Source organism: Streptomyces sp. NPDC048734 (genome assembly GCF_043198675.1).
Lineage (GTDB): Bacteria > Actinomycetota > Actinomycetes > Streptomycetales > Streptomycetaceae > Streptomyces.
Genome location: NZ_JBICUZ010000004.1, coordinates 73,837 through 99,425 on the forward strand (window position 1 = coordinate 73,837; position 25,589 = coordinate 99,425).

A 25,589-nucleotide genomic window follows, 5' to 3' on the forward strand; every position below is an offset into this window, starting at 1 on the left:
GGTGCGAGGGTGTGGTGTGCGACGCGCGCCCCGCGCGGCGGCCGCTCGCGTCAGCGCGGCGGCAGCCGGTGCAGCACGACGTCCGTCAGCCGCCCCGCGTCCACGGCGGCCGTCAGGTAGGTGCAGTGCGGTTGGCGCCGCCGGTCGGTCGGGGAGCCCGGGTTGAGCAGCCGCGGCCCGCCGGGGGCGGTGGTGTCCCACGGGATGTGGCTGTGCCCGAAGACCAGGACGTCGACGTCGGGGAAGCGTGCGGCGCAGCGGGCCTCCCGGCCCCGCGCCGGGCCGGTCTCGTGGACCACCGCGAGGCGCAGCCCGCCGAGGTCGGCGTACGCGGTCCCGGGGAGGCGGGCGCGCAGTTCGGGACCGTCGTTGTTGCCGTACACGCCGATCAGCCGGCGGCTGCGGCGCTCCAGCAGGTCCAGGGTGGCCGTGTCGACCCAGTCCCCGGCGTGCACGACGACGTCCGCCTCCCCGAGCGCGTCCAGCAGCGGGGCGGGAAGCACCTTGGCGCGCTTGGGGAGGTGGGTGTCGGACGTCAGCAGCAGGCGCACGGTCCCAGCGTACGGCGGCGGGTCCCCGCGGGATCCGCTCAGTCCTCACCCCTGACGATGTTGCCCTCCGGGCCGCCGCGCGCCGCGGGCGCGGCGCCGGGGGGTTCCACGGCCGGCACGCAGGTGCGCGGCGCGGTCCTGGCGCCGCGCAGCCGGAGGGTCCTGGCCCAGCCCGTCTCGGGCCCGCGGCCGGTGGGTCGGTCGGCCAGGGGTGAGGTCGTCACGTTCGGTCATCGCCTTTCTGCGTCATGGTCGGCGGGCACCAGAGGCGCCGCTGCCGAAGGAGCCGCCGGACCCCGGGTCAGTTCCAGCGGGGGCGGCTCCGGTCGTCGCCCTCGCGGCTGCCGGTGGGCCGCAGCTCGTGCGGGGTGAGGCGCTCGCCGTTCTGCGACCGCGGCATCTCGTTGGGCTCGCGCGTCCCGTGGCTCTCGCGCACCGGGCCCGACGCGGGCATCCGGGGCTGTTCCTCGGGACGCGGCGGGGCGGGCTCGCGGCTGCGGATCCTGGCGCCGAGCCGGAAGGCCCAGATCAGACCGCCGACGAGCGCGACGCCCACGACGACGAAGGCGACGGTGGCCAGAGCGGACTTTCCGGAGGCCGCCAGCACGGCGGTGGCAAGGGTGTTCATGGACGCCGGGTACCCTGCGTGCGCTCGGGAACACCCGGAGCGCCGCCCGGACTCCTCCGGCTCGTGTCTCCCGCTCATCCCTCCATCTGCAGCTCGCTCCACACCTGCTTGCCGCCGCTGACCGGCAGCGTTCCCCAGGTGTCGGACACGGCTTCCACGAGCAGGATGCCGCGGCCTCCGGTGGCCTCCCAGCCCAGACTGGTCGGCTTGACGGGCGTGCGGGGCGAGGCGTCGGTGACGGAGATGCGCAGCCGGTGGCCGACGAGCATGAGGTCGAGGCGGACCGGGCCGTCGGTGTGCACGAGGGCGTTGGTGACGAGTTCGGAGACGACCAGCAGGGCCGCGTCCATGGCGTCCGCCGGCACGCCCCAGGCGCGCAGGCCGCGCCGGGTGAAGCGGCGGGCGTGCCGGGCGGCCTCGGGAACCCGCCACACCGTCCAGCCCTCGCGCAGCGGCTGCACGGCCATGCCGTCGTAGCGCATCAGGAGCAGGGCGACGTCGTCGTCGCGGTGGGCGTTGCCGAGCAGGGCGTCGGCGACGAGGCCCAGGTGGGCGGGGTCGGACACGGACAGTTCGTGCGCGAGGCGGTCCATGCCGGTGTCGATGTCCATGGCGGCGGACTCCACGAGCCCGTCCGTGGTCAGGGCGATCACGGTGCCGGGCACCAGCCGCAGCGGGGTCATCGGGAAGTCCGCCTGGGTGACGACGCCGAGCGGGGGGCCGCCGTCGGACTCGGCGATCTCCGTTGCGCCGTCCGGGTGACGCAGCACGGGCGGCGGGTGCCCGGCGCGGACGCACCAGGCGGTGCCGGCCTCCAGGTCGACCTCGACGTAGCAGCAGGTGGCGAAGAGGTCCGTCTCCAGCTCCATCAGGAGCCGGTTGGCGTGCGAGACCACCACGTCCGGCGGGTGTCCCTCGGCCGCGTAGGCGCGCAGGGCGGTGCGCATCTGGCCCATGAGGGTGGCGGCACCGGTGCTGTGCCCCTGGACGTCGCCGATCACGAGGGCGACGTGGTTGTCGGGCAGCGGGATCACGTCGTACCAGTCGCCGCCGACCTCCAGGCCGGCGGTGGCCGGCAGGTAGCGGGCGACGGCGACCGCGCCGGGGAGTTTCGGCAGCCGGCGGGGCAGCAGCTGGCGCTGGAGCATGCCGACGAGTTCGTGCTCGGCGTCGAAGGCGTGGGCGCGCATCAGGGCCTGGCCGACGAGTCCGGCGGAGGCGGTGAGCAGGGCGCGTTCGTCGGGCCCGAAGTCGTGCGGGGTGTCCCAGCCGATCAGGCAGGCGCCGGCCATGCGGCCCCCGGCGGACAGCGGCAGGACGGCGAGGCCGCCGGGGCCGACATCGGCGAGGGCCGGCTCCAGGGTGGTGCCGGCGGGCCAGATCCGGGCCCGCCCCTCACGGAGGGCGGCGGCGAGGGTGGGCATGGTGCGCACGGGCGCGTCCGGCCACTCGGTGCGCCACTCCAGCCGCCACAGTGCGGGCCAGGACTCGGGTTCGGGCGGGTCCAGGACGGTCACGACGAGCCGGTCGTTCTCCAGCTCGGCCAGCGCGATCCGGTCGGCCCGCAGCGGGAGCCGCAGCGCGGACACGACGGCCTGGCTGACGTCACGGACCGTGCCCGCGGTGGCGAGGGCGGCGGCCAGGCGCTGCACGCGGGCCACGTCGGTGACGCCGGAGCGCACGGTGGAGACGTCGGCGACGGTCCCTGCGAGCCGGGCCGGGTGCCCCTCGCCGCCGGGCAGGAGACGGCCGCGCAGCCTCAGCCAGCGGGGCGGGCCGCCGTCGGCCCGCAGCACCCGGAACTCCAGCTCACGTTCGCCGATGGACATGTGGTCGGCCTCGACCACGGACATCAGCGCGGGCAGGTCGTCCGGGACGGTGTGGCCGAGCAGCGTCTCGACCCGGCCGTCGAAGTCGTGCCGGCGCAGGCCGAACAGGTCCAGGATCTCGTCGCCGACCTCGACCCGGCCAGTGTCCATGGCGAGGCTGAAGGAGTTGGCGCGCAGCTCCTCGACCTCGTCGGGCTCGCCGGGGGCGGGCAGGGAGACGGCCTCGGCGACGAGTTCCAGACAGGCGCGGTCGCCGGTGTCGAAGCCGCGGGGATGCTCACTGACGGCGATCAGGCAGCCGCCGTCGCCGCCGCGCACGGGCAGGGCGGCGAGGTGGACGTCCCCGGCGGGCATCCGGCGCGAGTCCGGGCAGTCGGCGAGCTGCTCGGGGCCCAGCCACAGGGGAACCCCGGTGCGGTGGGCGTCGGCGACCGGGGACCGTCCGTCGAGGGGGTAGCTCTCCCGCAGCCCGTACAGGGTCCTGGGGGCGCCGGCCGACTCGATCAGACAGAGCAGGTCGCCGTTGCCGCCGGGCGTGTAGACGGCGGCCAGGCTCGCGCTCGAGAAGACCAGGGCCTGTTCGAGAACGCGCCGCATCCGTTCCGGTGAGGCGGGGTGGGCCGTGACCGTCCTCAGGGCATCTTCGACACGCAGGGCTCTCGCCTTGCGCTCCGCAGCACCCTGACTGACCACGACCGTAATTACAGCGCTTATGCGACGTTCGCGCAGCCCTTGCGACGACGCGGAGAGGTCGCCGTGGCACGGGGCGGGGAGCCCGGGAGGCCTGCGGACGCGTGCGCGGCCCGGCCGCCCCGTCCCCTCCTCCCCCTCCTCCCCCGCCCCGCCTGCCCGGAGCGGGCCGGGCCGGGCCGGTGGACCTCGTGCCGGGCCACGGCGTACGGCCGCCCGACCGTCCCCGCCGCTCTCGCCGTGCGCTCGCGGCCGGCAGGGGGCAGATTTGGTTGCCCGGGACCGTACGGCCGGGCGAGGAGGTGGGCGCCGTGTCCGAGGGACAGCGGTCCGGCCGGGCGCCCGGGGATCCGGTCGGGCGGGCGGTGCTGGCGCCGCCGCTGACGGCGATGATGGACGCCGTCGGGGCCCACTCCGGTGCGGTCTACCTGCTGCCGGACGACGAGCCGGTGCTGGAGATGGCGGTGATGGCCGGGCTGCCCCGGTCCTTCGTGGCGCCCTGGCAGCGGGTGGGGCTCGGCGCGCGGATCCCGGTGGCCCGCGCGGTGCGTGAGCGGCGGCTGGTGTGGGTGGGCGGCGAGGAGGAGATGGCCCGCTCCTATCCGCGGGTCGGCATGGTCCTGCCGTACCCGTTCGCGATGGCCGCGCTGCCGCTGGCGACCGGTTCGAAGGTGTACGGCGCGGTCTTCGTGACCTGGCCGGGCTCGCACCCGCCGGAGCTGTCCGACCGGGAGCGGCACGAGCTGCGGACGGGCTGCGAGCGGCTGGCGCTGCGGCTGGAGCGGGCCGCCGCCGAGAACCGTCCGGTGCGCGCCGAGGCCGACCCGCCGGCCGTGGGGCGGGCCGGGGTCGCGGACACGCTGGGCACGGTGGAGGCGGCGCGGCTGGTGGCCAGGCTGCCGTACGGGCTCTGCTCGCTGGATCCGACCGGGCGGATGGTGTTCGCCAACCCGGCCGCGGCCGACCTGCTCGGCGTCCCGGTGGACGAGCTGCTGGGCGCCACGCTGTGGGCGTCGGTGCCGTGGCTGGCCGATCCGATGTACGAGGAGCGCTACCGGGCCGCGTTGATCAGCCGGCACGTCACCTCCTTCGTGGCACTGCGCCCGCCCTCGGACTGGCTGTCCTTCCGGCTGTACCCCAGCGCCACGGGGACCACCGTGCGGGTGGTCCGGGCGCGGGCGGTGTCGGTGACGACCCCGCCCGCGGCCGTGCGCGGCGACGACACCCCGCCCCCGCTGGTGTCGATGTCGCAGGCGCTGAGCCTGGCCGGGGCGCTGACCGAGACGGTGAGCGTGCAGGACGTGGTGCGGCTGGTGGCCGAGGAGATCGCGCCGGCCGTGGGCAGCGGGGCCCTGGCGCTGCTCGGCGCGCGGGCGGGCCGGCTGCACGTGCTCGGGCACCACGGCTACCGGGACCCGCACGTGGTGGAGCGGTTCGACGGGATGCCGCTGGCCTCCCCCACCCCCGGCACGCACGCGGTCACCCACGGAGTGCCCGCGTTCTTCGGCTCCCGCAGCCAGGTGGAGCACCTCTACCCCGCGCGGCAGTTCGCCGCCGACGGCTTCGCCGCCTGGGCCTATCTGCCGCTGATCGCCTCGGGCCGCCCGGTGGGGGTGTGCGTCCTGGCCTACGCCGAACCGCACGACTTCTCCACGCACGAACGCGCGGTCCTGACCAGCCTGGCCGGGCTGATCGCGCAGGCCCTGGACCGGGCCCTGCTGTACGACGCCAAGCACCGGCTCGCGCACGGCCTCCAGGCGGCGCTGCTCCCGCACTCGCTGCCGTCCCTGCCCGGCATCGAGGCGAGCGCCCGCTACCTGCCGGCCTCCCACGGGATGGAGATCGGCGGCGACTTCTACGACCTGGTGCCCTCGCGGCCGCTGCCGGCGGCCGTGATCGGGGACGTGCAGGGGCACAACGTGACGGCGGCGGGCCTGATGGGTCAGCTGCGCACGGCCGTACGGGCGTACACCACCGTGGGCCAGGAACCGGCCGAGGTGATGCGCAGCACCAACCGGCTGATGATCGACCTGGGCACGGACCTGTTCGCGAGCTGCCTGTACCTGCGGCTCGACCCGGCGCGCGGTCGGGCGGTGATGGCGCGGGCCGGGCATCCGCCGCCCCTGCTGCGGCGGCCGGACGGGCGGGTGCGGGTCCTCGACCTGGCGGGCGGCCCGCTGCTGGGCATCGACCCGGAGGCGACCTACCCGACCACGGAGATCGAGATGTCGCCCGGCTGCGTGCTCGCCCTCTACACCGACGGGCTGATCGAGTCGCCGGGAGTGGACATCGAGGACGCGGTGGCCGGCCTGGGGCGGCGGCTGGGCGAGGCGGGCGACCTGCCGCTGGAGGAGCTGGCCGACGAACTGGTGGGGCACGACACGGCGGCGGAGGAGCGGATCGACGACGTGGCGCTGCTGTTGCTGCGCGCGGCGGTCCACGAAGGAGACTGACGGACCGTCAGGAGGGTTTTCGCGGTGGTCGGGCGGTGGCCGACGGGCCGTCGAGGGGGTTTTCGCGGCGGGGAGACGCCACGGTCCGGCCCTCCTGCCGGAGGGCCGGACCGTGGCACCGGCCGGACCGGTGGGAGCGTCCGGACGGTGCTGCCGGGCGAGCGGGTCGAGCGGTGCGTCAGTGGGTCTCGGTCAGCCCGGAGTCGTCCTGGACGCCGCCACCGTCGTGGCCCTCGGCACCGTTGTCGGCACCGGCGTCACCGCCGGCCTCCTGGTCGCCCGCTTCCTGACCGCCCGCTTCCTGACCGGCCTCCTCGCCGGCTCCGGCACCCGCGCCGGCCCCGTCAGCGGCACCGGCACCCGCGCCGGCCTCCTCGCCGCCGACGCCGTCCTCGGCACCGACCCCCGCGCCGGCCCCGCCGTCGCCGAGGGTCGCGCCGACCGCTTCCAGGGCGGTGGTCACCGGCTGGAAGAAGGTCTCGCCGCCGGCCGTGCAGTCGCCGCTGCCTCCGGAGGTCAGGCCGATCGCGAGGCCGTCCTGGGTGAACAGCGAGCCGCCGCTGTCGCCGGGCTCGGCGCACACGTCGGTCTGGATGAGGCCCGTGACAGTGCCCTCGGGGTAGTTGACGGTGGCGTCGAGGCCGAGGACCTGTCCGTCGGCGAGACCGGTGGTGCTGCCCATCCGGAAGACCTGGGTGCCGACGGTCGCGTCGGCGGCCTGCGAGATCTGGACCGTCCGGTCGCCGAGGTCGACCTCGCTCGGGGCGACCGTGGCCGGGTCGTCGTACTTCACGAGTGCGAAGTCGCCGTCTCCGGGGAAGACGGCCTGGTCGACGGTGGCGATGGGCTCACCGGCCTCGGAGTCGGACCAGGCCTCGGCCGCGACCCCGCAGTGACCGGCCGTCAGGAAGGCCGGGGAGCCGTCCCCCGCGGTGACGTTGAAGCCGAGCGAGCAGCGCGCGCCGCCGGCGAAGATGGCGTCGCCGCCCGAGGCGAAGGTCTTGAAGGTGCCGGCCGACTTCCTGATGGTGGCCGTTGCGTCGCCGAGGCCGCGGACGGTCGACTCCAGCCGGTCCCACTTGCCGCCGGTGACCGTGGAGTCGGCGGTGACGAGGATCTTGTTGGTCCGCGGGTCGACCGCCCAGGCGGTGCCCGGGATGGTCGCGTCGGTCTTGAGGGTCTTGGCGGCGGCCTCGAGTTCGGCGGTGCTGTTCTCGACCTCGCGTACCTCCGCGCCGGCCTTCTCGGCCTGGACGACGACGTCGTTCCGGGCGCCGGAGACGTCGACGACGTTCACGACGAGCTGCTTGCGGCCGGTGTCGTAGTACGAGCCCGCGAAGGACTCGCCGAGCAGGTTCTCCAGTTGGGAGGCGAGGTCCGAGGCGTCGGCGGCCTTCAGGGTCTTCGGCGCCGCGGCGGCCGTGTCGCCGCCGTCCTGGGAGGCGTTGGCGTGCGGAAGCAGGAGTGCCGCCGCTCCGAGCGCCGCGACACCGCCCAGCGCTATCGCGGCCTTCCGCTTCGGAATTCGCTTGTGACTCAAGAAACTCGACCTCCTGGGGGGACGGGGTCCGGCTGCCGGGGCGGCAGCTCCGTACAGCGGCGCCTGCTTGCCGATGGGTACGCAGGGGGCGCGTGGTGCGTTCAACGCCGTTTGCCAACTTCCTTTGCGAACCAGTGAATCGGCCACGCCCGGAGTCCGGGGCCACCGGCCGGGGAACAACCGACCATATGGCGATGACCACCGCCGAAGCCGACAGGATCCTTTCCGACCGCTTCGCGCCCCGGGTGCGCGCGCCGGGGCTGTCCGTGGCGGGGCGGGGAAACGACCGGGCGACCCCGTGTCCGCCCTGGTCGGCGGGGTCGGCCCGGGAGGACGGCGACTGTCGGGGCAGTCGCGGACGGCGGCCGCGGACACCGTGACGGTGATCGCCGCCCCGGCGGCCCGGGGGCCTTCGTGCCGATGGCGACGGTGCGGCGGCCGACGCCCTTCCAGTACGCCGTGGCCGGTTCGGACGTCCTGATCCAGGCGGTCCTCACGAAGCCGGGCCGCCGGACGGCCTTCGCGGACGTCACCATGACGGCCGGACGGTCCGGTGAACCGGCCGTGCGGGCGAGCATCGCCCACGCCCTCCCGGGACGGCACCGGAGGTGACCGTACGCTGACGGAACGTGCGGGCCCGGGAGCGGAGTCCCCGCTCCGGAGAATCTGCACACCGACTGCCCAAGCGGGTCACGGGACGCGGAGCTTCTGCACAACCCCGCGGGTCCCGTCGCGGCATTGGGCCGGGTGTGCCGGATTCGCCGCGAAGGTGTGCGCCACTCGTCGGAGCGATCTCGGCCGGGGCTGTGAAGAAGCCGCCGACAAGGCGTGGCCACACCTGCACGCTGTGACGCCGCTGTGACGCAAGTGCCCTGGTGAGAGCGCTGGTTGATTGGATGCGCCGACGGCGGACCTGCTTTGATCCATCGCACCGCCGGGTCCGCCGGGGTCTGTGCGAACGGGCCTTCGGTGCCCGCGGTCGCGGCCGTCATCTGTCCCCAGAGGGGGCCGCTCCCCCCTTGTGAGATATCCATACGAAGGGAAGTTCCCCCATGAACTCCACCTCCCAGGTCCAGACCGCCGAGATCGCCGACGCCGACCTCGACAACGTCTCCGGCGGCCTGTCCGTGAACGCCGTCGGCACCGTCACCGGCCTGGTGGACGGCGTCGCCCCCGTCTCGGGCCTGGTCGACACCGTCGTCGGCACCGTGGAGGGCACGACCGGCCTGAGCACCGCCCCGGTCACCAACCTGGTCGCCGGTCTCTGATCGCAGCCGCGTGACCCCTTGAGTCCCGGAGCCGTCAGCCGGTTCCGGGGCTCTTCGGTGCCGTGGCGACCGAGTCGGCGCACCGCCCCCCGAGTCGGCGCCGTCCCCCGAGTCGGCGCACCGCCCCCGGAGCCGGTGCCGTGAAACCCTGAGGGAAGACCCGTGCAGTTCCGCCAACAGGCCCTCACCAAGCTCCAGTCGCCGGAGGAACTCGACCTGCCGGTGCGCTTCGCCCGCCCCCAGGGGTGGCTGGTGCTGTCGGTGACCGTCGCCGTCATGGCCGCCGCGTCCGTGTGGGCGGTGACCGGTTCGGTCGCCTCCACCGTGAGCGCGCCCGCCGTCCTCACCCACGGCGAGGGCAGCTACATCCTGCAGAGCCCCGCCGCCGGCCAGGTCACCGCGGTCCTCGCGAAGGAGGGCGAGCGGCTTCCCGTCGGCTCCCCCGTGCTGAGGGTGCGGACGGCCGAAGGCGAGACCGTGGTGCGCACGGTCGCCGCGGGCCGGATCACCGCGCTGGCCGCCGCCCTGGGGCAGATCGTCGCGACCGGCGCGAACGTCGCCGCCGTGGAGAAGGTCGCGGACGCCGACGCCCCGCTGTACGCCACGGTGTACGTCCCGGCGCGGAACGCGGGCTCCGTCCCCGCGGACGCGGCCGTCGACCTGACCGTGCAGACCGTGCCGTCCCAGCGGTACGGCGTGCTGCGCGGCCACGTGAAGTCGGTGGACCGGGCGGCGCAGTCGGCGCGGCGGATCGCCGCCTTCCTCGGCGACGACCAACTGGGCGAGCAGTTCACGAAGGAGGGCCGCCCGGTGGCGGTCCTGGTCCGTCTCGACGTGTCCTCCGCGACGACGAGCGGCTACCGGTGGTCGTCCGCGGACGGGCCGCCGTACGCGCTCACCTCCATGACCCTGGCCACGGCGTCGATCAGGCTGGCCGACCAGCGCCCCCTCGATTGGCTGCTCCCATGACCGCGACCGGCACCCGCGGCAGGCGACGGGCCGCGCCGCCCCGGCGTTCGCTCCCCACGAGCCGGGTGAAGACCGTCCGCACGCCCACCGTGCTCCAGATGGAGGCCGTGGAGTGCGGTGCCGCCTCCCTCGCCATGGTCCTCGGCCACTACGGCCGGCATGTCCCGCTGGAGGAACTGCGCATCGCGTGCGGGGTGTCGCGGGACGGCTCACGTGCGAGCAACCTGCTGAAGGCGGCGCGGAGTTACGGCCTCACCGCCAAGGGCATGCAGATGGACCTGGCGGCCCTCGCCGAGGTGCGGGCGCCCGCGATCCTCTTCTGGGAGTTCAACCACTACGTCGTCTTCGAGGGCCTGGGCCGGCGCTTCGGCCGCCGGGGGGCCTTCGTCAACGACCCCGGCAAGGGCCGCCGGTTCGTACCCATGGAGGACTTCGACGGCAGCTTCACCGGTGTGGTCCTGGTGCTGGAGCCCGGCGGGGACTTCGCGCGCGGCGGGCGCAGACCGGGAGTGCTGCGCGCGATGCCGGCCCGGCTGCGCGGCACCGCGGGCACCCTGCCGACCGCTGTGCTGGCGAGTCTGCTGCTGGTCGCCGTGGGCGCGGCCGTCCCGGCGTTGAGCCGGACCTGGATCGACATGTTCCTGATCGGCGGTCAGACCTCGCTGCTGGAGGTGCTGTTCGCGTCCATGGGCGCGTGCGTGCTGCTCACCCTCGCGCTGACCTGGCTCCAGCAGGCCAACCTGCACCACGGCCGGATCGTCTCCTCGACGCTGTCCAGCGCCCGCTTCCTGCGCCATCTGCTGCGGCTGCCGGTCACCTTCTTCTCCCAGCGCAGCCCGGCCGACCTGGTGCAGCGCCTCCAGTCGAACGACGCGGTGGCCGAGACCCTGGCCCGCGACCTCGCGTCGGCGGGCGTGGACGCGGTGGTCGTCGTCCTGTACGCGGTCCTCCTCTACACCTACGACCCGCAGCTGACGTTCGTCGGCGTCGGCGTGGCCCTGCTGAACCTGGTCGCCATGCGGGTGGTGATCCGGCTGCGCGCGACCCGTACGGCGAAGCTGCGCGCGGACAACGCACGACTGACCAACACGGCCTACACCGGGCTCCAGTTGATCGAGACCATGAAGGCGACCGGCGGTGAGGACAGCTACTTCCGCAAGTGGGCCGGGCAGCACGCCACCACGCTGGAGGAGCAGCAGCGGCTCGGCGTGCCGAGCGCCTGGCTGGGCGTGGTCGCGCCGACCCTCGCGACCGTCAACAGCGCGCTGATCCTGTGGATCGGCGGGATGCGGGCGATCGAGGGCGCCGTCTCGGTGGGCCTGCTGGTCGCCTTCCAGTCGCTGGTCGCCCGCTTCACCGCTCCCCTGACCCGGCTCAACGGCGTCGCGGGACGCATCCAGGACTTCGCGGCGGACGTGGCCCGGCTGAAGGACGTGGAGAACTTCCGGGCCGACCCGCTCTACGACCGCCGCTTTGGCGGCGACTCCACCCGCCGGCTGCGCGGCCAGGTCGAGCTGGAGAACGTCGGCTTCGGTTACAGCCCGCTGGACGAGCCGCTGCTGACCGGCTTCGACCTGAGTGTCGGGCCGGGGCGGCAGGTGGCGCTCGTGGGCGGCTCGGGCAGCGGCAAGTCGACGGTGTCCCGGCTGATCTCGGGGCTGTACGCGCCGTGGGAGGGCGTGATCCGCATCGACGGACAGCGCCTGGAGGACATCCCGCGCGGGGCGCTCGCCGCCTCGGTCTCCTTCGTCGACCAGGAGGTGTTCCTCTTCGAGGGCACGGTCCGCGACAACGTGGCGCTGTGGGACCCCTCGATCCCCGACGACGCGGTGGTGGAGGCGCTGCGGGACGCCGCCCTGTACGACGTCGTCGTGCGGCGGCCCGGCGGCATCCACGGCCGGGTCGAGCAGGACGGCCGCAACTTCTCCGGCGGGCAGCGCCAACGCCTGGAGATCGCGAGGGCGTTGGTGCGCCGACCCAGCGTCCTGGTGCTGGACGAGGTGACCAGCGCGCTGGACGCGGAGACCGAGCAGGTCGTCATGGACAACCTGCGCCGGCGCGGCTGCGCCTGCGTGGTGATCGCCCACCGGCTCAGCACGGTCCGCGACAGCGACGAGATCGTCGTCCTCGAACACGGCACGGTCGTGGAGCGCGGACGGCACGAGGACCTCCTCGCGCGCGGCGGGGTGTACGCGGCACTGGTCAGGGAGAGATGAGATGACGGTCGTACCCGAAGGCGATGTCGTCCTGTCGGCGTTGGGGCGGACGGGCACGCGGGTGGACTGCGCCGGGACCGGCCGGCTCGACCTGGAGGGTCCGCAGGTGCTGTGGCTGGTCGCCGCCGGCGCGCTGGACCTGTTCGCGGTGGACGCCGGGCAGCAGGGCCACTGGCACCACCTGGGCCGGCTGGAGGCGGGTGCACTGCTGCCCGGGCCGGTCGCCGGCCCCCGGCACACCCTGGTGGCCCGCCCGCTGCGCGAGTGCGTGGTCCACCGCATCGCCCTGCGGGAGCTGTACCAGCCCGCGAGCACCCGCACCTGGTCCTGTGACGAGTACGGCGACCCCACGCACGTACCGCCCGCGTCGAGCCCGCTGGAGTACGCCCTCGCCCTCGGCGTCGGCCGCGGGCTGGCCGTCCTCTTCCAGGCGCCGACGGCCGCCGAGCGGCCCGCGGCGGACGGGGGCACCGCGGCGCGGGCGCGTGCGGGCACCCGGGACGACGACGACGTGTTCTGGATGCAGGTGCCTCCCGGCAGTGTTCAGCACGGCTCGCTGTACGGCGCGGAGGCCGCCGCCGACCTGCTGATGGACCCGGCCCTGTGGCAGTCCGTGGTCGACCAGCAGTACCGCCTGCTGACCGCCCTGGACCGCTGGATCGAGCAACTGGAGCACACCCACGAGACCCGCACGGCCGCCGGCATCAAGGCCGGTGAGGCGGTGCGCGCGCAGGCCGACCGGACCCTGCTGGCGTCGATCGGCCGGAAGGCGGGGCCGCGCGCGACGGCCGCCGACGCGGACGCCACGTTCGCCGCCTGCGAGCTGGTCGCGCGGGCGGCCGGCATCGCCCTGGTGGAGCCGGCCCGGACGGGCGCCGGCGACGACCGGCTCGACCCGGTCGAGCGGATCGCGCTGGCCTCCCGCGTACGCACCCGCGCCGTACGGCTGGGCCGCCGCTGGTGGCGCGACGACGTCGGCCCTCTGGTCGGCCACCGGGCGCTGTCCGGGACGCCGGTCGCCCTGCTGTGGCGGCGCGGCGGCTACGTCGCCGTCCACCCCTCGACCGGCCGCGAGACGCCGGTGGAGAAGGCCGACGCGGCCGGGTTCGCACCACGGGCCGTCATGTTCTACCGCCCGCTGCCCGAGCGGCGGCTCGGTCCGCTGGGACTGCTGCGGTTCAGCATCCGGGGCACCGGCCGCGACCTGACGAACCTGCTGCTCAGCGGGCTCGTCACGGTGGCGGTCGGCGCGCTGGTGCCCGTCGCCACCGGCAAGGTGCTCGGCGAGTACGTGCCGAGGGCGCAGCAGGGGCCGATCGAGCAGGCGTGCCTCGCCGTGCTGGTCGGCGGCGTGGTCGCGGCGGTGTTCATGCTGCTGCAGAACATGACGATCCTGCGGCTGGAGGGCCGCATCGAGGCCACGCTCCAGCCGGCCGTGTGGGACCGGCTGCTGCGGCTGCCGACGAGGTTCTTCGCCGAGCGCTCCACGGGTGAGCTGGCGAGCGCGGCCATGGGCGTCAGCGCGATCCGCAGGCTGCTGGCGGGCCTCGGCCCGTCGGTCGTCCAGTCCGTCACCGTCGGCGCCGTGAACCTGGGCCTGCTGCTCTGGTACAGCGTCCCGCTGGCACTGGCCGCGATCGGCATGCTCGGCGTCGTCGCCGCCGTGTTCCTGGGGCTCGGGCTGTGGCAGGTGCGCTGGCAGCGCAGGCTGGTCACGCTCTCCAACAAGCTGGACAACCAGGCGTTCCAGACCCTGCGGGGCCTGCCGAAGCTACGGATCGCGGCCGCCGAGAACTACGCCTACGCCGCCTGGGCCGACGGGTTCGCCCGCAGCCGCGAACTCCAGCAGCGGCTCGGCCGGATCAAGAACCTCAGCACGGTGCTCGGCGCGGTCCACCTGCCGCTGTGCTCGCTGCTGATGTTCGTGCTGCTGGCCGGTCCGGCGCGCGGCGCGCTGTCGGCGGCGGACTTCCTCACCTTCCTCACGTCGATGACGATGTTCCTCACCTCGGTGACCTCGCTGACCGGCGCGTTCGTGTCGGGGGTGGCGGCGCTGCCGCTGTTCGAGGAGATCCGGCCGGTGCTGGAGGCCACCCCGGAGGTGCGGGCGACCGGCGCCCGGCCGGGTCCGCTGTCCGGCGCGGTGGAGGCCCGCCGGCTGTCGTTCCGCTACTCCGACGACGGCCCCCTGGTCCTGGACGACGTGTCCTTCGCGGTGCGGCCGGGCGAGTTCGTGGCGATCGTCGGCCCCAGTGGCTGCGGCAAGTCCACCCTGCTGCGCCTGCTCATCGGCTTCGACCGCCCGGTCTCGGGCAGCGTGCTGTACGACGGGCAGGACCTGGCGGCCCTCGACCAGTCGGCCGTGCGCCGGCAGTGCGGGGTGGTGCTCCAGCACGCCCAGCCGTTCACCGGGTCGATCCTCGACGTCATCTGCGGCACCGGGTCGTACACGCCCGAGGAGGCGATGGCGGCGGCCCGGATGGCGGGACTCGCGCAGGACATCGAGCGGATGCCGATGGGGCTGCACACGATCGTCTCGGGCAGCGGCTCGGTCTCGGGCGGCCAGCGCCAGCGGCTGATGATCGCCCAGGCGCTGATCCGGCGCCCGCGGATCCTCTTCCTCGACGAGGCGACCAGCGCCCTGGACAACGAGACCCAGCGCACGGTCATCGACAGCACCCGGGGGCTCGACGCCACCCGCGTCGTCATCGCCCACCGTCTGTCGACGGTGCTGGACGCCGACCGGATCGTGGTCATGGAGGACGGCAGGATCGTCGAGCAGGGTCCGCCGTCCCAACTGCTCGCGGACAGCGGCGGCCGGCTGCGCGAGCTGGTGCGGCGGCAGCTGGCCTGAGGCGGCGGCCCGGCGTCCCGTGTGCCGCCGGGCCGCCCGGTCCCCGGCGCTCTGCCGGTGCCCCGGCGTGCGTGTGAGGAAGTCGGCTGCCGCGGTCGACGTAGGGGGCGGCCCCGCCGGGTACTCGCCCGGCCATGAGAATCAGCGTGCTGGACGTGGGATCCACCACCGTGCGGCTGGTGGTGGCGGACGCACAGGACGGCGTGCCGCTGCCGGTGCACACGGCGAAGTGGCGGCTGCGGCTGTCCGAACGGGTCAAGCCGGGCGAACCCATACCCGACGAGGCGATCGAGAACCTGGCCGACGCGGTCGCCGCCGCGAACCGTACGGCGGCCCGCTGGGGCGCGACGAGCCCGCTGGCCTTCGCGACGGCCATGGTGCGCAACGCCCCGAACCGGCGGGAGGTGCTGCGCACGGTCACCGCGCGCGGTGGTGTCCCGCTGTGCACCCTGCCGGGCGAGGTGGAGGCCGAGCTGACGTTCCTCGGGGCGCGGCGCTGGATGGGCTGGCGGGCGGGGCCGCTCGCGCTGATGGACATCGGCGGCGGCTCCTTCGAGGTGGCGTTCGGGCGGGGCCGGCTGCCGGACTTCGTGGCGTCGCTGCCGCTGGGGGCCGGACGGCTGACCCACGAGTTCTTCGCGGACCAGGACCCGCCGCCCCCGCACCGGGTGCGCGAGCTGCGCCGCAAGGTCCGCCACCAGCTCCGGGACGTGGCCGCCCGGATCCGCTGGGAGGGGCCGCGCACCGCGGTGGTCACCTCCCGTACGTTCCAGCAGCTGGCCCGGTTGTGCGGGGCGCCGCCCGGCCGCCACGGCCCGTTCGTCGCCCGCACGCTGAACTCCGCCGATCTGGGCGAGGCGGTGGTCCGGCTGGCGCGGCTGCCGGTCGCGGCGCGTGCCGAGCTGCCCGGCATCTCCGCGCCGCGCGCCGCGCAGAGCCTGGCCGGCGCGGTGGTCGGCCATACGGCGATGAAGCTGACCGGCCTCAGGACGGTCACCGTCTGCCCGTGGGCGATCCGCGAGGGCATCATGCTGCGGCACATCGAGGACGGCTCGTCCTGGTGGGCGGAGGTGATCCGGCTCTCGGAGGAGTCGGCGCCCGTGGAGCCGGTGCCCTTGCGGGTCGCGGCCGCCGCCACGAACTGACCGGAACCGGCCGGGTTCCGTGTGGAAGCACGGAACCCGGCGTCGAGAGGAAGGGAGCCGTCCATGTCGAAGGACGCCGAGCACCTCGGGGACCGACCCGAGCCTGAGGAACGGGACACCGGCGAGGACCGGCGGGACCCGCCCCGGACCACGCTCGAGGAGGTGCTGCGGGAGATAGAGGAGGCCGAGCGCCGCACCGACGAGGAGCGGGAGAGCCGCCGCGGCCGGGGTGAGGCCGGCGAGGCCGTCACCCCGAACACCCGGGCCCAGGAGGAGTCCCGCGGGGACTGACGGCGCCGTCGGCCGAAGCCGCCGGACGACGCCCCGGGGCGGGTCCGGGGCCCGGCCCCGGTGGACCGGCCTGCCGGACCGGCCTGGCGACTCGACCAGCGGCTCCGGTCGACGGGCCCGGCCGACGTGCTCGGCCCGGCACCCCGACCGGAAAGGCACCACCCGGCGGGGACCCACCCGACCAACTCGACCGGCAGGCCCGGTCGACGGGCCCGGTCGACGGGCCCGGCCCGGCACCCCGACCGGAAAGGCACCACCCTGCGGGGGCCCACCCGACCAACTCGACCGGCAGGCCCGGTCGACGGGCCCGGTCGACGGGCCCGGCGGCGGCTCAGCCGGGCAGGCCCCCAGGGGCCGCCCGGCGAGCGCCCGCGCGACCTCGGCCGGGTGGGCTGCCGTCGCCCGCCCCGTACGGTGCGACCGGTACCGGCCCCGCTCGTCGTCGAGGTGGTCGAGGCCTGCTCCGGGACCCGGGCGCCGGCGGTGCCGAACCCTCCTCCAGGCTCGCCCGGCTCCGGCGGGTGACCGGCGGCCAGGGGGGTACACGGCGCCCATGGCACACGAAGAACCACGGCTGCCCGCCGCCCGCGGCCCCGTCTCCGCGGCTGTCCGGGAGTACCTGCTGGGCACGGGCCCCCTGCCGCCCGCCGGGGCGGTGGCGGGCGTGCCCGCGTACGGTGACGACCTCCAGCTGGCCCTCTACCTCTGCTACGAACTGCACTACCGCGGCTTCGCCGGGGTGAGCGCCGACCTGGAGTGGGACCCCGGCCTGCTGCGGCTGCGCGCCGCGCTCGAGCACCGCTTCCTGACCGCCCTGCGCGCCGACACGCCGGTTCACGACAGCGTCGAGGACGCGCTCGCGGAACTGCTGGTCGAGCCGGTGGACGGCAGCGGTGTCTCCCACTTCCTGCGCGACGAGGGCGAGTTGTGGCAACTGCGCGAGTACGCGGCCCAGCGTTCCCTCTACCACCTCAAGGAGGCCGACCCGCACGCCTGGGTGCTGCCGAGGCTGTGGGGGCGCGCCAAGGCGGGGATGGCGGCGGTGGAGTTCGACGAGTACGGCGGTGGCCACCCCGACCGGGTGCACGCGCGGCTGTTCGCGGAGCTGATGACGGACCTCGGCCTGGACACCGCGTACGGCCGCTACCTGGACGCGGCGTGCGCCGAGACGCTGGCCACGGTCAACGTCATGTCGCTGCTCGGCCTGCACCGCGGTCTGCGCGGTGCGCTGGTCGGTCACTTCGCGACGGTGGAGATCACCTCCTCGCCGGGTTCCCGGCGGCTCGCGGAGGCGATGCGCCGCGCGGACGCCGGCCCGGCGGCCGTGCACTTCTACGACGAGCACGTCGAGGCCGACGCGGTGCACGAGCAGGTCGTACGGCACGACGTGATCGGCGGTCTGCTCGAAGAGGAGCCGCATCTCGCCGCCGACGTGGCGTTCGGCGTCGGCGTCACCACCTTGCTGGAGGACCGGCTGGCCGCACGGCTGCTCGCCTCCTGGCGTGCCGGCCTTTCCTCGCTGCGCACGCCCCTGTATTCCGAAATGGCTCGTATTTCTTGATTGCCGGGGTACTCGACGACCGTGAATCCGCTGGTACTTCCGGGCGTGTACGCCCCTCAGGAGGACACCGACCTGCTGGCCGGGGCGCTGTCCGAAGAACCCCTGTCGCCGGGTGCCGACGTCCTCGACGTCGGCACCGGCTCCGGCGCACTGGCCCTGGAGGCCGCGCGGCTCGGGACCCGTGTGACGGCCGTCGACGTGTCCCGGCGAGCGGTGTACGCCGCCCGCTGGAACGCGCGGCGGGCCGGACTGCCGGTGCGCGTGCTGCGCGGCAACCTCTTCGAACCGGTGCGCGGCCGGACCTTCGACCTGGTCCTGGCCAATCCGCCGTACGTACCCGCTCCGACCGGCGGCCGCGCGCCGCGCGGGCCGGCCCGTGCCTGGGACGCGGGCGGCGACGGCCGGCTGGTGCTGGACCGGATCTGCCGCGAGGCGCCGGGGCTGCTGCGGCCGGGCGGGGTGCTGCTGCTGGTGCACTCCGCGCTGAGCGATCCGGAGCGGACCGTCCGGCACCTGCGCGCGGCGGACCTGAAGGCGTCCGTGACGCGGAGGCAGCGTATTCCGTTCGGGCCGGTCCTGCGCTCCCGGGAGGAGTGGCTGCGGCGGCGGGGCCTGCTGTCCGGTGACGAGAACAACGAGGAACTGGTGGTCGTCCGTGCCGAACTCCCCCGCTGACCGGCCGTGCCGGCTCCGTGTGCAGCGCAAGGGGCCCCTGCTCGTCGAAGGGCCCGTCGAGGTGGAACTGGAGGACGGTTCCACGGTCGTCTCCGACCGTTTCCGGGTCGCCCTGTGCACGTGCCGGCGCAGCCGCCGCTATCCGTGGTGCGACACGAGTCACCGTGACCGGGCCTGACCCGGCCCGCTCCGCGGGACTTCGCGCGTCCATGTGCCAGGGGCCGGCGGGCGGCCCCACTCCGCCCGGCCGGCCCCTGGTCTCGGGATCGCCGTGGTTGTCCGTGTCAGTGGCTCGCACTCCCCACGTCACGAGCCGTCGCATTGCCCACGGGGCCACGCGACCCCGGTCTCAGAACGCGAAGAGGACACTCCCGGAGGAGTTCTTCACGCACTCGTTGGAGAAGGTGCGCTCGTAGGAGACGCGCTTGCCCTGCCACACGCCGTCGACGGTGATGACCACCGGGTCGTACTCCCTGGTGCACCAGGCGTCACCCGGGTCGGCCAGCACCTCGAGGTCGCCTGCCGTCGCCCGCAGTTCCGCGCAGGCCAGGGCGGGGGCGGGGTGGCTGCCGGAGGGTCCCGGCGCACAGGTGAGGGTGACGGCACGGGCCGGGCTGACGGCGGCGGCGCTCTCTCCGTGCCCGAGGGTCAGCACCAGGGCCGACGGGGCGTAGAGCGAGGCCGGGGCGGCCGGGGCGGCGAGCGCGGACCCGGTGAGGGGTCCGCAGACTGCGGTGGCCGTGAGGCCGAGGGTCGCTGCCCAGCGCGCGGTGTTCCGCATTGTGTGCATCCTTCCGCTCGTTTCGAGGGTGTGCCGGTCCGGCTCGGTCGGTGTCGAACGCGGCGAGCGCGAGTCTGCCGACTCCGCCGCCGGAACTCACATCGACCCCACGGGTTTCGGTAACCTTGCGTATTGAATCAGTGGCGTGAAGTAACGGAGTTCGAACGTTCCAACCGCCCGGGCAAGCGCTTCATGATCCCTTCACCGGCCGGAGTGTCCGGTTTCCGTAGGCTCGTCAATCGTCCGGAAACATTCCACGTGAACCGGCGCGCCTCCTCCACGAGGCGGCGGACGCCGGCCCCCGAGCCCTGTCCGGCGGCTTCCGAGCCGTCGTCCGCTCCTCTCCTGCCGGCTCCTGCCGGCCGGTACGGTCGCCGTGGAGCGCGGCTCGACGGCGAGGGGCGGGGCGTACGGATGGCCAGGCACTGGGCGGGCTTCCCGTACGGGATCCCTCTGAACGGCATGACGGGCGCGGTGCCGCGGCTGCCCACCGACCTGGGCCGGCTGGAGGAGCTGACCGAGCGGCGGCTCGGTCCCGGACCGGTGGGCTACGTGGCGGGCTGCGCGGGTGACGGCAGCACCGCCCGCGCCAACCGGGCGGCCCTGGAGCGCCGTCGGATCGTGCCGCGGGTGCTGCGGGACGTGGCCGAGCGCGATCTGTCGGTGGAGGTGCCGGGCCGCTCGCCGCCCGCGCCGGTGGCCCTGGCGCCGGTGGGTGTGCTGTCGATCGCGCATCCGGAGGCCGAACCGGCGGTGGCGCGGGCCGCCGCCGCGCAGGGCGTGCCGTTCCTCCTGTCGTCGGCGTCGAGCACGCCGACGACAGGAGGTCGCGGCCGCGACGGGGGACGCCGGGTGACGGCCGAGGGCCCGGCGGGCACGTCGGTCAGGCGGTGCCGTCCGGCAGTTCGACGGGCCGCGCCGCGGGCGGCTCGGTGCCGGTGATCGACAGCGAGCCGGTGGCGGCGGGGACCGCGTCGGTCTGCCAGCGCTGTCCGTCGGAGCGGTCGCGGACCTTGACGACCACGTCCGCACCGGGGTCCGTGCCGGCCGGGGCGAGGGCGAGGGAGTCGCTCCAGCGGGGCAGCAACTCCCCCCGCGGCGTGAGGTCGTAGCGGACGTCGTCGGCGCGCGGGGCGTCGGCGCCCGTGCACGCCTCCAGGATGACGACGCCGGCATCCGCGTGGGAGTCCACGCACAGCTGCGGCTCGGCCAGGCTGCGCAGCTGCCCGTCCTCCTCGTACGACCACTGCTGGGACCGGTCGTTCGCGCAGTCCGCCAGCTCCAGGGCGGCGCCCGCCCTCGCCTCGCCCCGGACGTCCAGGCACAGGTCGGCGGCGAGGTTGCGCAGCCGGGTCTGCCGCGGGGCGTCGGGGAGTTGGGCGGTGTCGGGGCCCGGGGGAACCGTGGGGGCGGCCTGGGAACCGGTGTCGGAGGAGGCCGTGCCGCCGACCGGTGAGGCGGCCGGGCCGGTGGTGCCGTCGTCGGTCCACAGGCCGGCGGCGAGCAGGGTGGTGAGCAGACCGGCCCCGGCGAGGCCCACGCCCGTGAACAGGGCCCGTGGGGAGCGCGGGCCGGCGCCGGGTTCGCGGCGGCCGGACGCGGGGGTGCGGGTGAACAGGGCGGCGGCGCGGCGGGTGCCGCGGGGGCGGCCGCCGCGGTGCCGGGCGGAGCCGCGCGGGCTCACGGGCCGCCGGTCGGCGCGGCCGGGCCGGGACTCGACGTAGCGGCGGGCTCCCCAACCCAGGACCGCCTCGGCGAGCAGGATCCCCAGGTCGCCCTCGAAGTGGCCGAGTTGTTCCGCCGCGGCACGGCAGTAGCGGCAGGCGTCCAGGTGCCGGCGGACGTCCGGCAGGAGGTCGCCGCCGCGGCCTATGGGGACGTCGAGGAGGCGGTTGTAGAACCGGCACTCCTTGCCGGGCGCGAGGTCCCGGTGGGCGCGGACGCAGCCCTCGCGCAGCTTCTCCCGGGCCTGTTCGTGGACGGCGGTCACGGTGTCGGTGTCCATGCCGAGCAGACCGGCGGCGACGGTGACGCGCTCGGCCTCGACCTCGGTGTGCCAGAGCACGCAGCGGGCGACCGGGGGCAGGCTCTCGAAGGCGCGTTCCGTGAGCAGCCGGTTCTCGGGGGTCAGGGACGTGGCGGCCTTCATCCCCCGGGCGCCGGCCGGCTTCCCGAGGTCGGGCAGGGCTGCGGAGAGTGCCTCGTCGGCGGCCCACCGGCGGACGGTGTCGCGCACGGTGAGCAGGAGGCGGGGGCGCAGCGCGGTGCCGTGCTCGCCCAGTTTCAGCCGGTCGAGGACCTGGTGGAAGGCGGCGGTGGTGACCATGGAGGCGACGCCGGTGGACGAGGCGAGGCAGATCACCGCGTAGTCGTGCACCGGTTGCCAGTGCCGCGCGATGAGCACCGCGGTGGACTGGGCCACTTCGCCGTCCGTCCCCCCGCGGGTCCCCGCGGCGAGGGACTCGTCGGACTCCCCGGGTCCCGGGCCGGGCGGGGGGCAGGGCGGGCGAGGGGGCTGGGGGGTGAGCACGGTGCGGCTTCCTTCGGTACGTACCTGTCCGGCGCGTCGGGAGCACGTGTTCGCCTCCGCCGGCGAACACGGGGCACCCGGCCCCGGCCCCCGCACGAGTGGCTCACCTTCGCACAACCGAGTAGCGCGCAACAAGCCGCCGGAGGTCCCCGGCCACTGTTGAAAAGATGTCGACAGGCGGCGCCCGTTCCGCCCCGATTCCGCCAGTTCCGTCCCTCCCGGTGCACCGCCCCCCTTTCGCCGGCTTCGGTTCTCCCCTCCCCCGCCGTCGCGCCTTCCCTGGTCCCGTCCGACCGCGCGCCCGGCGTGAAGCGCGCACACGGCGGTGCGGTGCACACGTTCCCGGCGTGCGCGGCGCGTAGTGGACCGGGAGCGGCCCTTCCTCGGAGGCCACGCGCGGGACGGCGGCCCTCCGCGCGCGAAACGGCCGCCGGCCCCGTTCCTCCCGCCCTCGGCCGGCGGCCCGAGAAGGCCCCCTCCTCAGATCTGCCAGGAACGCAGCCGGTCGGCCGCGCCGTAGACGTCGGTCTTGCCGTCGATCAGGTCGCGGGTCAGGTCGACGAGGGCGCCGTAGGGCGGGTCGATGCCGACGCCGCTGACGAACATGTAGGCCACCGCCGTCGCGCTGGCGAAGCGGGCGTTGGCCGAGGGCAGGGGCTTGAGCAGCGCGAGGGTGTGCAGCAGCGCGGCGGCCCGCCAGGCCGGGTCGGAGTCCACGCCGAGCCGCGGCGGGTCGACCCGGTGGCGGGCGACGGCGGCGACGAGCGCGGAGAAGTCGTTGATGGTCGGCTGGTCCGGGAGGACCTCTTCGTGGCGCTGGAGCAGCCAGGGCACGTCGATGTGGATGACTGGGGTCATCGGTCAGGCGACCCGCCCCTCGCCCCTGACGGGCGCCTCGTCGTCGGGGAACGCCGCGGCGAACTCGTCGGCGTGGGTGGCGAAGAACCTGCGGAAGGCCTCCGCCCCCTCCTGGAGCGCCCGGTGCCTGGCTATGTCGGCGGCGGCGGCCTCCCGGACGAGCGCCTTCATCGACGTACCGCGTTCCTTGGCGATCTGCCGCAGGTCCTCCAGCTCGCGATCGCTGAATTCCACATTGAGGGCTGGCATGTCCTTCACGGTACCGCTCGGGTACTTACTCGTAAATATCCCCTGGTCAAACCAGTGGGAAGACGGTACCGAACGGTGCCCGAGCGAGCCTGCCACCGGTCATTTCCGGGCAGGTTCGGACACCGTTCGGCCACGAACGGTCCGTCGGCGGCTTCTCGCCCCGACCGCTACCCCTGTTACCCCTGGTCGGCCACGAAGGAGGCCATCCGGGCCAGGGCCGCGTTCCAGTTGATCGCCGTCTCGTTCGTCGACCAGGACTGGATGTCGTCGATGTAGCAGAACTGCCCGACGCAGCCGCCCAGTTTCGCCTGGGCGAGGGGGTCCTGGATGCTGGAGTTCGGGCCGCCCGCGAGCGTGCCGGCCGGAGGGCTCGGCAGCTTGGGGTCGAGCTGGCGGGCGTACCAGCGGCTGTGCTGCTGATGGGCGGCGACGTCGCCGTAGCCGGTGACGTAGGAGATGTTCAGCGCGTTGCGGCCGAGGATGTTGTCCATCGACTGGACCGCTCCGTCGCGGTACTTCGAGGCGCCGGTGATGTCGTAGGCGGTGGCGATGACCACGGCGTTGTTGAGGACCTGGTGGGCGGAGCCCCAGTCGTAGCGGTTGTCCTCCGGCGCGTACGGCATCCCGTACGCCTGGCCGCGCAGCGTCGCGAGGTAGGTGTCCGCGCCCTTGACGACCGAGCGGCGCACCGCGTCGCGGCCGGGCAGGCGGCTGGGGACGGTCGCGAGGTCGAGGCGGGCCGCGGCGGCGGTCCTCGACCAGTCGAAGCCCCTGGGGACGAAGATGTCGGCCGTGTGCACCGGGGAGTTCAGGACGTGGTCGGCGAACTGCCGCTCACCGGTGGTGAGGTACAGCTCCGCGGCCGCCCAGTAGAACTCGTCGGTGACGTCGTCGTCGTTGTAGGCGCCGCCGCCGGTGCCGTCGGCCGGGTCGGCGTACACGGCGGGGTGGGCGAGGGCGGCCGCCCAGGCCTTGCGGGCGGCGGTCAGCGCGCGGGCGGCGAAGACCTTGTCGTAGGGCTTGTACAGGCGGGCCGCCTGGGCGGCGGTCGCCGCCAGGTTCAGGGTCGCGGCGGTGGTGGGCGGGTGCAGTTCGCGCTTCTGCGGGTCGTCGGCCGGCAGCAGCGGCAGGCCGGTCCACTGCTCGTCGTGGACCTTGTGGTGTGCCATGCCGGCCAGCGGCCGGCCGTCCGGCACCTGCATCCTCAGCAGGAACTCCAGTTCCCAGCGGGCCTCGTCGAGGACGTCCGGCACCTTGTTGCCGCTCTCGGGGAGCGCGAGGGTGCCGTCGCCGAGCTTCGCCGGGTCGCCGGTGCGGGCCGTCAGGGCGCGTTCGTGGGTGCTGAGCAGCTCCCAGGTGGCGATGCCGCCGTTCACGACGTACTTGCCGTGGTCGCCGGCGTCGTACCAGCCGCCGGAGACGTCCAGCGTGTAGTCGCACACGCCCGGCTGGCAGGGCACGGAGGTGTCGCCCTGGTTGGGGGCGACGCCGAGGTGACCTGCGGCCCTGCCGTAGCCGGGCCGCAGGTCGTCGCGGATCGCGATGCCGCTGCGCTGCGGGTAGTAGTACTTGACGGCGTCCAGGCGGAGCCGTTCGTAGGCGGCCGTGCCGATGTCGAAGGGGTGGCTGGTCTCGCCGTCGACGACCAGTGTGAAGCCGGTGCCGCGGGTGCGGTGGGCGCCGAAGTCGACGGAGTGGACGTTCTGCCCGGAGGAGGCGTCGAGGCCGCGCGGCACGGTCCAGCCGCGTGCGACGGTCGCCCCGGCGGCGTTCCTCAGCTGCCAGGGGAGCTTTTCGGTGGCGTCGGTGACGAGGGTGGCGTTCTTCGGGCCGGCGGGCAGGTAGGCGACCTGGTTGACGCGCACCCGCGGTCCGGTGTCCGGCTCGTACACCTCCGGCGGCACTCCGCCCAGCAGGGACACGTCGTCGAGGCAGAACCGCCACGGATCGGCGCTGCCGCCGACCTGGAAGGCCACCTGGCCCTCGGCGGAGTCGACCTGCGAGGTGAAGGTGTAGGAGTACGACCCGGCCGTCTCGCCCAGCACCGGGCTCGCCTCCTGCCAGGTGTCGTACGGCGCGACGGCCTGGCCGACGATCGCCCGCACCACGTGCCCCTCGGGCACGCCGGAGGCCTTGAAGGAGAACCGGTAGGTCTCCCCCGCGACCAGGGTGATTCCGCTCTGCCCGACGGCGGAGTCCCAGCGGTTGACGGTGCCGCCCGGCACGTCCGCGCACAGCCGGCCCTCCGACGGGGCGGCGGTGACGTTGCTGGACCACCACGCGTCGGCGCCGGCGTCGAAGGTTCCGTTCTTGATCTGCTCGACCTCCTCGGCCCCGGCCTGCGGCACGGGCAGCGCGGTGAGGGCCGCGCCCAGCAGGGCCGCCAGGGACAGCAGGGTGGTTCTGCGTCGTTTCACGTCCGGGCTCCTCCGGGAGGGGCGGGAACGCTCGGCAGCAGTACGGTGGGAGCGCTCCCAATGACGGTCGGAGGACATGTTTGT

Annotated in this window: 20 protein-coding genes and 2 pseudogenes; 12 read left to right on the plus strand and 10 right to left on the minus strand. The window is 74.6% G+C overall.

Annotation, left to right across the window (positions count from 1 at the left end):
- Positions 1 to 50: 50 nt before the first annotated feature.
- The 4 genes from ACGFQC_RS12745 to ACGFQC_RS12760 all read right to left on the minus strand — a co-directional run bounded on the left by ACGFQC_RS12745 (position 51) and on the right by ACGFQC_RS12760 (position 3,701).
- Positions 51 to 551: a metallophosphoesterase gene (locus ACGFQC_RS12745; RefSeq protein ID WP_363088042.1), complete on the minus strand. Its 501-nt coding sequence runs from the start codon at positions 549 to 551 to the stop codon at positions 51 to 53.
- Positions 552 to 589: 38 nt separating this feature from the next.
- The gene (locus ACGFQC_RS12750) at positions 590 to 775 is read right to left on the minus strand and encodes a hypothetical protein (RefSeq protein ID WP_363088041.1); all 186 of its coding nucleotides are present in this window, start codon (positions 773 to 775) and stop codon (positions 590 to 592) included.
- 77 nt (positions 776 to 852) lie between these two features.
- Positions 853 to 1,257: a DUF6479 family protein gene (locus tag ACGFQC_RS12755; protein WP_393288148.1), complete on the minus strand. Its 405-nt coding sequence runs from the start codon at positions 1,255 to 1,257 to the stop codon at positions 853 to 855.
- Entirely contained in the window at positions 1,254 to 3,701 is a 2,448-nt protein-coding gene (locus ACGFQC_RS12760; RefSeq protein ID WP_363088039.1) for a SpoIIE family protein phosphatase, read from the minus strand. Before ACGFQC_RS12760 ends, ACGFQC_RS12755 begins: the two co-directional genes overlap by 4 nt.
- 299 nt (positions 3,702 to 4,000) lie before the next feature.
- Here ACGFQC_RS12760 and ACGFQC_RS12765 point away from each other — a divergent pair, with 299 nt between their 5' ends.
- On the plus strand, positions 4,001 to 6,151 hold the full coding sequence (locus ACGFQC_RS12765) for a SpoIIE family protein phosphatase (protein WP_363088066.1): 2,151 nt from the start codon (positions 4,001 to 4,003) through the stop codon (positions 6,149 to 6,151).
- 178 nt (positions 6,152 to 6,329) lie between these two features.
- On the opposite strand, the gene ACGFQC_RS12770 is transcribed toward ACGFQC_RS12765, so the two are convergent.
- Positions 6,330 to 7,691, minus strand: a complete 1,362-nt coding sequence (locus tag ACGFQC_RS12770) for a S1 family peptidase (RefSeq protein ID WP_363088038.1) — start codon at positions 7,689 to 7,691, stop codon at positions 6,330 to 6,332.
- A gap of 188 nt (positions 7,692 to 7,879) precedes the next feature.
- On the opposite strand from ACGFQC_RS12770, the pseudogene ACGFQC_RS12775 reads away from it, so the two are divergent.
- From ACGFQC_RS12775 to ACGFQC_RS12820, 10 genes and pseudogenes are all read left to right on the plus strand, one after another.
- Positions 7,880 to 8,303: pseudogene (locus ACGFQC_RS12775) on the plus strand (thioesterase).
- Between the two features lie 440 nt (positions 8,304 to 8,743).
- On the plus strand, positions 8,744 to 8,959 hold the full coding sequence (locus ACGFQC_RS12780) for a type A2 lantipeptide (RefSeq protein WP_363088037.1): 216 nt from the start codon (positions 8,744 to 8,746) through the stop codon (positions 8,957 to 8,959).
- Between the two features lie 162 nt (positions 8,960 to 9,121).
- Positions 9,122 to 9,928, plus strand: a complete 807-nt coding sequence (locus ACGFQC_RS12785) for an HlyD family efflux transporter periplasmic adaptor subunit (RefSeq protein WP_363088036.1) — start codon at positions 9,122 to 9,124, stop codon at positions 9,926 to 9,928.
- Positions 9,925 to 12,144 carry an NHLP family bacteriocin export ABC transporter peptidase/permease/ATPase subunit gene (locus ACGFQC_RS12790; protein ID WP_363088035.1) on the plus strand — a complete coding sequence of 740 codons (2,220 nt, stop codon included), beginning with the start codon at positions 9,925 to 9,927 and terminating at the stop codon, positions 12,142 to 12,144. The genes ACGFQC_RS12785 and ACGFQC_RS12790 overlap by 4 nt, the downstream gene beginning before the upstream one ends.
- A 1-nt stretch (position 12,145) precedes the next feature.
- A complete protein-coding gene (locus ACGFQC_RS12795) occupies positions 12,146 to 14,998 on the plus strand; it encodes an NHLP bacteriocin export ABC transporter permease/ATPase subunit (RefSeq protein WP_363088034.1) in 2,853 nt (950 codons plus the stop codon).
- Between the two features lie 134 nt (positions 14,999 to 15,132).
- Complete coding sequence (locus tag ACGFQC_RS12800) at positions 15,133 to 16,143, plus strand: Ppx/GppA family phosphatase (RefSeq protein WP_363088033.1); 1,011 nt, start codon at positions 15,133 to 15,135, stop codon at positions 16,141 to 16,143.
- A 63-nt stretch (positions 16,144 to 16,206) separates the two neighbouring features.
- A complete protein-coding gene (locus ACGFQC_RS12805) occupies positions 16,207 to 16,434 on the plus strand; it encodes a hypothetical protein (protein ID WP_363088032.1) in 228 nt (75 codons plus the stop codon).
- Between the two features lie 553 nt (positions 16,435 to 16,987).
- Entirely contained in the window at positions 16,988 to 17,995 is a 1,008-nt protein-coding gene (locus tag ACGFQC_RS12810; RefSeq protein WP_363088031.1) for an iron-containing redox enzyme family protein, read from the plus strand.
- A gap of 45 nt (positions 17,996 to 18,040) precedes the next feature.
- Positions 18,041 to 18,670, plus strand: coding sequence for a HemK2/MTQ2 family protein methyltransferase (locus tag ACGFQC_RS12815; protein WP_363088030.1), 630 nt, complete (start codon positions 18,041 to 18,043; stop codon positions 18,668 to 18,670).
- Entirely contained in the window at positions 18,651 to 18,848 is a 198-nt protein-coding gene (locus ACGFQC_RS12820) for a CDGSH iron-sulfur domain-containing protein (protein WP_363088029.1), read from the plus strand. The genes ACGFQC_RS12815 and ACGFQC_RS12820 overlap by 20 nt, the downstream gene beginning before the upstream one ends.
- A 171-nt stretch (positions 18,849 to 19,019) precedes the next feature.
- On the opposite strand, the gene ACGFQC_RS12825 is transcribed toward ACGFQC_RS12820, so the two are convergent.
- Positions 19,020 to 19,451, minus strand: coding sequence for a protease inhibitor (locus ACGFQC_RS12825; RefSeq protein ID WP_363088028.1), 432 nt, complete (start codon positions 19,449 to 19,451; stop codon positions 19,020 to 19,022).
- A gap of 414 nt (positions 19,452 to 19,865) precedes the next feature.
- On the opposite strand from ACGFQC_RS12825, the pseudogene ACGFQC_RS12830 reads away from it, so the two are divergent.
- Positions 19,866 to 20,301, plus strand: a pseudogene (locus ACGFQC_RS12830) (alpha-hydroxy-acid oxidizing protein); the annotation flags it as partial.
- 33 nt (positions 20,302 to 20,334) lie between these two features.
- On the opposite strand, the gene ACGFQC_RS12835 reads toward ACGFQC_RS12830, so the two are convergent.
- The 4 genes from ACGFQC_RS12835 to ACGFQC_RS12850 all read right to left on the minus strand — a co-directional run bounded on the left by ACGFQC_RS12835 (position 20,335) and on the right by ACGFQC_RS12850 (position 25,505).
- Entirely contained in the window at positions 20,335 to 21,981 is a 1,647-nt protein-coding gene (locus tag ACGFQC_RS12835) for an RICIN domain-containing protein (protein ID WP_363088027.1), read from the minus strand.
- 480 nt (positions 21,982 to 22,461) lie between these two features.
- Entirely contained in the window at positions 22,462 to 22,839 is a 378-nt protein-coding gene (locus ACGFQC_RS12840) for a toxin Doc (RefSeq protein ID WP_356565833.1), read from the minus strand.
- A 3-nt stretch (positions 22,840 to 22,842) separates the two neighbouring features.
- Positions 22,843 to 23,088 (minus strand): hypothetical protein, encoded by a 246-nt coding sequence (locus ACGFQC_RS12845; protein WP_363088026.1) that lies wholly within the window; start codon positions 23,086 to 23,088, stop codon positions 22,843 to 22,845.
- A 176-nt stretch (positions 23,089 to 23,264) separates the two neighbouring features.
- A complete protein-coding gene (locus tag ACGFQC_RS12850; RefSeq protein WP_363088025.1) occupies positions 23,265 to 25,505 on the minus strand; it encodes a glycoside hydrolase family 9 protein in 2,241 nt (746 codons plus the stop codon).
- Positions 25,506 to 25,589 lie beyond the last annotated feature (84 nt).